At 72.9% G+C, this 5,766-nt stretch carries 6 protein-coding genes; 3 read left to right on the top strand and 3 right to left on the bottom strand.

The genetic code is table 11. The features are described from left to right. Positions 1-130 precede the first annotated feature (130 nt). On the bottom strand, positions 131-577 hold the full coding sequence (locus RIN80_RS21955; protein WP_309097347.1) for a DUF2000 domain-containing protein: 447 nt from the start codon (positions 575-577) through the stop codon (positions 131-133). A 49-nt stretch (positions 578-626) separates the two neighbouring features. Here RIN80_RS21955 and RIN80_RS21950 point away from each other — a divergent pair, with 49 nt between their 5' ends. After that, a complete protein-coding gene (locus RIN80_RS21950) occupies positions 627-1,451 on the top strand; it encodes an AraC family transcriptional regulator (RefSeq protein ID WP_309097346.1) in 825 nt (274 codons plus the stop codon). A gap of 78 nt (positions 1,452-1,529) precedes the next feature. On the opposite strand, the gene RIN80_RS21945 is transcribed toward RIN80_RS21950, so the two are convergent. Continuing rightward, the gene (locus tag RIN80_RS21945; RefSeq protein ID WP_309097345.1) at positions 1,530-2,057 is read right to left on the bottom strand and encodes a YbjN domain-containing protein; all 528 of its coding nucleotides are present in this window, start codon (positions 2,055-2,057) and stop codon (positions 1,530-1,532) included. Beyond that, positions 2,050-3,387 (bottom strand): D-inositol-3-phosphate glycosyltransferase, encoded by a 1,338-nt coding sequence (gene mshA, locus RIN80_RS21940; protein WP_309097344.1) that lies wholly within the window; start codon positions 3,385-3,387, stop codon positions 2,050-2,052. The genes RIN80_RS21945 and mshA overlap by 8 nt, the downstream gene beginning before the upstream one ends. Before the next feature lie 213 nt (positions 3,388-3,600). Here mshA and RIN80_RS21935 point away from each other — a divergent pair, with 213 nt between their 5' ends. Beyond that, a complete protein-coding gene (locus RIN80_RS21935; RefSeq protein ID WP_309097343.1) occupies positions 3,601-4,419 on the top strand; it encodes a class I SAM-dependent methyltransferase in 819 nt (272 codons plus the stop codon). A gap of 234 nt (positions 4,420-4,653) precedes the next feature. Further along, positions 4,654-5,736: an NlpC/P60 family protein gene (locus RIN80_RS21930; protein WP_309097342.1), complete on the top strand. Its 1,083-nt coding sequence runs from the start codon at positions 4,654-4,656 to the stop codon at positions 5,734-5,736. The last annotated feature ends 30 nt before the right edge of the window (positions 5,737-5,766 follow it).

Genomic DNA, 5,766 nt, shown 5'->3' with positions numbered 1-5,766 from the left:
TTCCTCCACGGCGTCGAGTCCGGTCAGGCGCTCGCGGCCCCGTCATCAGCCGTTGGGCTACCGGTCCGCGACCTTGTCGCCGCCCCACCCCGGCATCCGCGCCCGCACCCGCGTTCACGCCCCGCCCGGCTCACGGGTGCAGGCGTGCCCCCTTCACCACCTTGTCCACCGCGTTCTTCGGGCCGTGGACGGCGAGTCCCACCAGGTCCAGCTCCGCCGTCGGCACCGCGCGTACGGCCGCCCGGTTGTCGCGGTCGTTGCCCGTCGCGAACAGGTCGGAGGTGAAGACCGAGCGCGGCAGGGCGCGGGACAGGGCGCGGGCGTGGGCCGTGGTGAGCGTCTCCTTCGTGGCCTCGAAGACCAGGACCGGCTGGCGGAACATCGGCAGGTACGGCACGCCGTCCGCGTCCTCGTACGGTTCGCCGATCACCTCGGGGATCTGTGTTCCCAGGCCGCTGACCAGGAACGACGTGACGTTGAGGCGCTGCCAGGGCTCCAGGTCGGCACGCAGCAGCACGGCGATCTTCGTGTCGAAGCGGATGGGTTCCGGCCCCGGGGGTTCGGTGATCGTGTTCATGATTCGAGCGTGCCCGGCAGCCCCGGCCCGGGTCTTGTACGTTCTTTGCATGGCCTCACCGCCCGCCCGCACGACCCCGGACCGACAGCGGATCGTCTCCGCCTGGCGGCCGGCCGTCCCGGGTGTCGTCGAGGTGTTCCACGCCCGGTTCACCGAGTACGCGTATCCGATGCACGTCCACGAAGCCTGGACGCTGCTGATCGTCGACACCGGCGCCGTACGGTACGACCTCGACCGGCACGAGCACGGCACCCCGCACGACACCGTGTCACTGCTGCCGCCGCACGTGCCGCACAACGGCTCGCCCGTCACCGAGGAGGGCTTCCGCAAGCGGGTGCTGTACCTGGACGCGACGTATCTCGGCGACGAGTTCATCGGGGCCGCCGTCGACCGGCCCGATCTGCGCGATCCGCTGCTGCGGCGGCGCGTCGGCCAGGTGCACGGCGCGCTGGCCCGGCCCGGTGAGGAACTGGAGGCCGAGAGCAGGCTGACGCTCGTCGGGGAGCGGCTGCGCGACCATCTGCGGGGGGAGAGCGGCACGGCCCGTCCCGCCGATCCGGTGCTCGCGCGGCGGCTGCGCGAGCTGCTGGACGAGCGGGTCGTCGAGGGCGTCGGGCTGCGGGAGGCGGCCGGGCTGGTGGGAGCCCATCCCGCCCATCTGGTCCGGGCCTTCAGCACGGCCTACGGCATCGCCCCGCACCAGTACCTGACGTCCCTGCGCGTGGGCCGCGCCCGGCGGCTGCTGCTCGAAGGGCGCTCACCGAGCGAGGTCGCGGTGGCGACCGGGTTCTACGACCAGTCCCATCTCACCCGGCACTTCCGGAAGCTGGTGGGTGTACCGCCCGGGAGCTACCGGGCGGCCTCCAGGACCTGACCCTTCCGGGCCTGACCCATCAAGGCCTGACCCATCAAGGCCTGACCCATCAAGGCCTGACCCATCAGGGCTGCCCTCTCAGGGCCTGTCCTCCTGGGGCCGCTCCGGGCGCTGCGTCAGGTGGGCGAAGGCGTCGAGGTTGCGCGTGGACTCGCCCCGGGAGACCCGCCACTCGTACTCCTTGCGGATCGCCGAGGCGAAGCCGAGTTCCAGCAGGGTGTTGAAGCTGCCGTCGGAGGCCTCGAGCACCTGGCCGAGCAGGCGGTCGATCTCGTCGGCGGTGACGGCGGGCAGGGCGAGGCGGCCGGTGACGTAGACGTCGCCGTGCTGGTCGACGGCGTAACTCACGCCGTAGAGCTTGAGGTTGCGCTCCAGGAGCCAGCGGTGGACGCCCTGCTCGTTCTCGTCGGGGTGGCGGATGACGAAGGCGTTCAGCGACAGGGAGTGGCGGCCGACGATCAGGGAGACCGTCGTCTTCAGCTTGCGGGTGCCGGGCAGTTGCGCGACGTACGTGCCGGGCCGGGGGCTCTCCCACTCCAGGCCGGCGTCCTTCAGCACTCCCTCGACGACCTGTGCCGCGCGCTGTTCGAGATCGGTTTCACCCATGCAGCGAGCGTACGCGACGGCGGTGCGCCTGCAGCGCGGCCGTGTAGACGTCCGCGGTGGCGGCGGCCGCGGTGTCCCAGCCGAAGGACTGGGCGTGGCGGGCGGCCTGGTCGCCGAGCCGGGGCGCGAGGTGCGGGTCGTCGGCGAAGGCGCCCAGCACGCGCGCGTAGTCGGCCGGATTGTGGCCGCGCACGAGGAAACCGGTGTGGCCGTCCCGGACGGCGACCGGCAGGCCGCCGACCGCTGCCGCGAGCACGGGGGTGCCGGCCGCCTGGGCCTCTATGGCGACCAGGCCGAAGGACTCGCTGTAGGAGGGCATGACCAGCACGGAGGCGGCGCGGAACCAGTCGGCGAGCTGCTCCTGGCCGACCGGCGGGCGGAACCGTACGACGTCCGCGATGCCGAGGCGGGCGGCGAGCTTCTGCAGTCCCTCGGGCTTGGCGAGGCCGCTGCCGCTGGGACCGCCGACGACGGGCACGAGGATGCGGGAGCGCAGCTCGGGACGCTCGTCGAGGAGCACGGCGACGGCCCGCAGCAGCACGTCGGGGGCCTTCAGGGGCTGGATGCGGCCCGCGAAGAGCGGGATGAGGGCGTCCTGGGGCAGGCCGAGGCGGGCCCGGGCGGCGGCGCGGCCGTCGGCGGGCGAGAAGCGGCGGAGGTTGACGCCGGGGTGGACCACGGCGACCTTGCCGGGGTCGGCCGCGTAGTGCCGGACGAGTTCGTCGGCCTCTTCGGTGGTGTTGGCGATGAGGCGGTCGGCGGCGTCGACGATCTGGGTCTCGCCGATGACGCGGGCGGCGGGCTCGGGGGTGTCGCCGTCGGCCAGGTTGGCGTTCTTGACCTTGGCCATGGTGTGCATGGCGTGCACCAGCGGGACACCCCAGCGCTGGGCGGCGAGCCAGCCGACGTGGCCGGAGAGCCAGTAGTGGGAGTGGACCAGGTCGTAGTGGCCGGGGCGGTGACCGGCCCAGGCGTGCATCACGCCGTGCGTGAAGGCGCACAGCTGGGCGGGGAGGTCCTCCTTGTTGAGGCCCTCGTAGGGCCCGGCGTCGACGTGCCGGACGAGCACGCCGGGGGCCAGCTCGACGGTGGGCGGGAGGGCGGCGGCGGTCGCGCGCGTGAAGATCTCCACCTCGATGTTGATCGCGGCGAGACGCTGCGCGAGCTCCACGATGTAGACGTTCATGCCGCCGGCGTCGCCGGTGCCCGGCTGGTGGAGCGGGGAGGTGTGCACGGAGAGCATGGCGACGCGGCGGGGCCTGCGGTGCAACCGGAGGCGCGCGGTCGAGGACGCCGAGCGCCGCCCGAGCCTGCCGATGTACTGGCTCACGTGGCGTTCCTCCTCGCTCCGGGGCATGCCTGACGCAGGGCGCACGTGCCCTCCGACGTGGTCCAACACCGGAGGAAGGCGCTCCATTTCCCGGTTCGCGAGTTTTACCGAATCATTACCGCTGATCGCTCAACCGTTCGACCCCTCTCCTGGGTGCGGCCCCCGGCCCCTCACGGTCACCCGGGGCCCGTGGCGCCGCATACCCTCGTAGGCATGACAGCCCGCGCAGCCGCCCGCCCCCTGGGAACGGTGACGCGCGGGACGACCAACCCCAACCGGCTGCGCCGCATGGACCGCTGGATCGCGGCCACGCACGGCGCCGAACTGCGCCGCGCCGCCGATCCCGTGGCGGTGGACCTCGGGTACGGCGCCGCCCCCTGGACGGCCGTCGAACTGCTGCAGCGGCTCCGCACGGTGGCACCACGCGCGCGTGTCGTGGGAATCGAGATCGAACCGGCCCGGGTCGCGGCGGCCCTCCCCTACGAGCGGGCGGGGCTGGTCTTCCGGCACGGCGGCTTCGAGATCCCGATCCCGCAGCGGCCCCTGCTCGTGCGCGCGGCGAACGTGCTGCGGCAGTACGAGGAGCACGAGGTGGCGGCCGTGTGGGAGCGGCTGTGCGGGCGGCTCGCCCCGGCCGATCCCGCGACCGGCTCGCGCGGCGGGCTGCTGGTCGAGGGGACCTGCGACGAGATCGGACGCCGGCACGTGTGGATCGCGCTCGGCCCGGAGGGACCCCGCACGGTCACCTTCGCGACCCGGCTCGGCTCCCTGGGACGCCCTTCCGACCTGGCGGAACGCCTGCCGAAGGCACTCATCCACCGCAACGTCCCGGGCGAGCCCGTGCACGCCTTCCTGCGCGACTTCGACCGCGCCTGGGCGGCCGCCGCGCCCTACGCCTCCTACGGCGCCCGCCAGCGCTGGATCCGAGCGGTGCGCGATCTGACGGCCGACTGGCCGGTCCTGGACGGCCCGGCACGGTGGCGCCAGGGCGAAGTGACAGTGCGCTGGGGGGCGTTGGCGCCGCGGGGGTGAGGGTCTTCTCGAGGGATGAGGACGCCCGGGGGTGAGTGCCTCCGGGCGAGGCACCCCGGACTCGTGGGAACGATCTCCGTGAGTCGTTCGTCACACACACGGGGGAGATCGTGGGGCGGGGGCATACCGGCGCGGGAGTGGCGGGAAGTACTACCCCTGTCGTTTTGCCCGCCGACATGGCAGCATCCCCAGGCGAACCGCATGTTACTGACGGTTAATAAGTGGGGGCGACGTATGGGAACGGGCAAGCGTGGCCTGATCGCGACGGCCGTGGCCGTGGTCTGCGCGGTCACGGTACTGGCAGCGCCGGGCACTGCATTCGCCGGCCCTCACCCCGACCCCGAGCCCACCCCCGCCGCGAGCACGGCCCGCACACCCGGCACGGACCTGGAAGCCGTCCGCGAGAAGCTCGACAAGCTCTACCGCGCGGCCGCCCGCGCCACCGACGAGTACAACGCCGCCGAGGAGAAGGCCGACAAGCAGTCCGCCGAGATCGTCAAGCTGGCCAAGAAGATCGTCAAGGGCAAGGAGCGGCTGGAGCGGCTCAAGGACCGCGCGGGCGCCGCGGCCGCCGCCCAGTACCGCGGCGGCGGACTCCCGCCCGAGGCCCGGCTGATGCTCAGTGACGACCCGCAGGAGTTCCTCGACGGCACGGGCCGCGTCCGCCAGGGCCACCACGCGACCAAGGGCCTGATCGGCGAACTGACCCGCGCGCAGGAGGACTTGGAGCAGTACGCCAAGGACGCCTCCGCGCAGTGGAAGAAGCTGGAGGCGGGCCGCAAGGCCAAGGCCGCCGCGCAGAAGAAGATCGAGAAGCAGATCGCGCAGGCCGAGAAGCTGGAGTCCGAGCTGCGCGAGGAGGAGCAGGAGCGCCTCGCCGAGCTGGAGAAGGAGGCCGCGGACCGGGCCCAGACCGCCTGGCTGGACTCCGGCGTCCTCGCCGAGATCGACGGCAAGGCCTCCGAGCAGGGCAGGAAGGCCGTCCAGTACGCCACCGCCCAGATCGGCAAGCCGTACCAGTGGGGCGCCGAGGGGCCGAAGAGCTACGACTGCTCGGGCCTGACGTCACAGGCCTGGGCATCCGCCGGACGCGGCGTACCGCGCACGTCGCAGGAGCAGTGGCGGCAACTGCGGCGCGTCGACGTGCGGGAGATGCGGCCCGGCGACCTCATCATCTACTTCGGCGACGCCAGCCATGTCGCGATGTACATCGGCGACGGGGCGATGGTGCACGCCCCGCGGCCAGGCCGGACGATCACCATCGCGGGGGCGGGATCCATGCCGATCCTCGGAGTGGTGCGCCCGGACGCCGGCTGAACCGGCCCCCGGGCACCGGGCACCGGCCCC

Origin of the sequence: Streptomyces sp., assembly GCF_031181705.1 — a bacterium.
Lineage (GTDB): Bacteria > Actinomycetota > Actinomycetes > Streptomycetales > Streptomycetaceae > Streptomyces.
Note: the sequence above shows the minus strand (reverse complement) of the source record. Positions and strands in the feature narration are given on the sequence as shown.

Bases quoted from the DNA above. Each gene is read 5' to 3' on its own strand.
- RIN80_RS21955 (WP_309097347.1), bottom strand. From the start codon at position 577: ATGAACACGATCACCGAACCCCCGGGGCCGGAACCCATCCGCTTCGAC.
- RIN80_RS21950 (WP_309097346.1), top strand. From the start codon at position 627: ATGGCCTCACCGCCCGCCCGCACGACCCCGGACCGACAGCGGATCGTC.
- RIN80_RS21945 (WP_309097345.1), bottom strand. From the start codon at position 2,057: ATGGGTGAAACCGATCTCGAACAGCGCGCGGCACAGGTCGTCGAGGGA.
- RIN80_RS21935 (WP_309097343.1), top strand. From the start codon at position 3,601: ATGACAGCCCGCGCAGCCGCCCGCCCCCTGGGAACGGTGACGCGCGGG.
- RIN80_RS21930 (WP_309097342.1), top strand. From the start codon at position 4,654: ATGGGAACGGGCAAGCGTGGCCTGATCGCGACGGCCGTGGCCGTGGTC.